The sequence below is a fragment of the Actinomycetota bacterium genome (assembly GCA_040755895.1).
In the GTDB taxonomy this organism is placed as follows: domain Bacteria; phylum Actinomycetota; class Aquicultoria; order Subteraquimicrobiales; family Subteraquimicrobiaceae; genus Subteraquimicrobium.
Window position 1 is genome coordinate 1 of sequence record JBFMAG010000008.1, and the last position, 2,062, is coordinate 2,062.

Genomic DNA, 2,062 nt, shown 5'->3' on the forward strand with positions numbered 1-2,062 from the left:
TTTTTTATATTTTAGCATATCATAAACTTGTCGAATGCTTAACGTCGTATGACGGACGTCAGACCTGATTTATTTTTTAATCAAAGCATTGAGCATATTTGCAACCTTTGACCCCTGTTCGTATAATACCTTGAACTTGCTTTCATCAAAATAGTTTTCTTGTAATGCAATGTACAACTGAGTGACAACTTCGTATGTCGAACCCAGCGCTATTCTCAAGTATCTTATGAAATCTTTATTATGATATCTCGCAGTACCCTCGGCGATATTCGAAGGGATGGAAATAACTGCATTTCTCATCTGGGATATTAATCCTATTTGCTCCGTTCTTGGAAATTTCTTCGTTGCTTGATAAATCATCCTAGCGAATTTTATAGCTTCATTCCATACTTCTAAATTTTCAAATTTAAAACTCATTCGACATTCGTCCTTCGACATTTGACATTATTTCTTCTTCTCATACTTCTCGAGGAATTCTTCGTAGTTGAGATGCTCGATTCCGAGCTCCTTGGCGGCTTCACGGAGGAGCTCATGCTCCGCTAATATGCGAGATCTAAACAGACCTCCCCTCGCCATAGCCAGAAGTGCTGCGGACTCCTCATCGAGTTTGAAGCGTTCCTCAAAGCTCTTAGCCACGTCCACATTATATTTCCCTATCCTTAAGACATCCTCCATCTTGATTTCACCCCCACCAGCGGGCCCGCCTGCCGGACGGGCAGGCAGCTCTTGCCGATAATCCTTGAACCTCTCATAGGTACTTTTGACCACGTAGACCTTTCTTATCCTCCTTTGTATCAAATCGAGTTTGCGATTCTCCACGATTTTCTCCAAGAAGTCCTCGCGGGTGGGGAACTTCCTCCTTCTAAGCAACCACCACAGTGGCAACAGCAACAGTGGAAGCAGACAGCACCAGGGGAATTTAAAGGGTGGTGGCTTGATGGGAACGGCGACCTCAATGGGCCAGGCCCATACCTCAACCCTACTGTTTCCATAGTCCGTCACATAAATCCAGCGTCCCATGGTATCGAGACTCTGTGGGAAATAAAATTGCCCAATTTCTATCCCTAACTCACCGAAGGCACAAAGGGGTGTCCCCTTTCGGGAGAAGACAAGGACATTGTGAGCCATAACATCGACCACATGGATGCGGTTTTTGTAACCAATGTCTATTCCGCGAGGTAATCCTCCCGTGGTGATGAAATACAAGAATTTGCCCTTGGGGCTGAAAACCTGTATCCGTCGATTGTTGCTATCAGCCACGAAAATCTTGCCGGTTTTATCCACGACGATGCCATTCGGGAAGGCGAATTCTCCCGGTTTTTCCCCTTCCCTCAAAGCCTCTCCCGTGGTTCCAAATTCAAGCTTCAAAAGTCCATAAGGGTCGAAGACCAAAACTCTGTGTATCTTTTGAATGTCGGTCACATAGAGATTGCCTTTTCGATCGAAGGTTAAAGCCGTGGGTTGCCAGTCAAATTTTGGATCGTTATTGGGGATGTATTTCCTTATGAATTCACCCCTTGGGGTGAAAATGTAAATTCCCTCAAGCCTTCTATCGGTGACGTAGACATCGCCGCGCTTATCGAAGGCTATGTAAAGAGGCTTCTTGAGCTTGCCTTCCTTCTCCACATCGCTGAAGGAGAAAAGATACGTTCCCTTTCTGGTAAACACGGAAATGCGACTATTGTACGTGTCAGCAACATAGACCCTTTTTGTCTTGGGGTGAACGGCGACTCCAACGGGCTTTTTCATGGGAGCCTTTGGGGTTCCATCAAAGAGGAATAAAAATTTCGGGGGAGGAATTACCCTCTCCTTGGGAGCAACAACTCTGGGAATGGGAACTTCTCTGGTTAAAAGATAATAAACTAAGGCAAAAATGAGAGCAGCCAAAAGAAGGAGAAGAATAATTAATAATATGATCTTCTTTCTCCGTCGTCTTCTCTCCTCTGGAGTTAACTCTCGCTTTTCTCTTGCTTCAGCGGCTGCCTCTTCCGCCAAATCCTTCACCCTTTTTCAAGGATTAAGCCGTAAGGATTAAGAATTAAGCTCCTGCTTAATCCCTATT

The 2,062-nt window shown here is 44.9% G+C and carries 2 protein-coding genes; both read right to left on the minus strand.

Translation table 11 applies throughout. The features are described from left to right. Window positions 1-69: 69 nt before the first annotated feature. Window positions 70-438 (minus strand): four helix bundle protein, encoded by a 369-nt coding sequence (locus AB1466_00310; protein MEW6188547.1) that lies wholly within the window; start codon window positions 436-438, stop codon window positions 70-72. A 6-nt stretch (window positions 439-444) separates the two neighbouring features. Further along, window positions 445-1,995, minus strand: a complete 1,551-nt coding sequence (locus tag AB1466_00315; GenBank protein MEW6188548.1) for a hypothetical protein — start codon at window positions 1,993-1,995, stop codon at window positions 445-447. Between the last annotated feature and the right edge of the window lie 67 nt (window positions 1,996-2,062).

Excerpts from the sequence above, each read along its gene's own strand:
- AB1466_00310 (MEW6188547.1), bottom strand. The coding sequence starts at position 438 with ATGTCGAAGGACGAATGTCGAATGAGTTTTAAATTTGAAAATTTAGAA.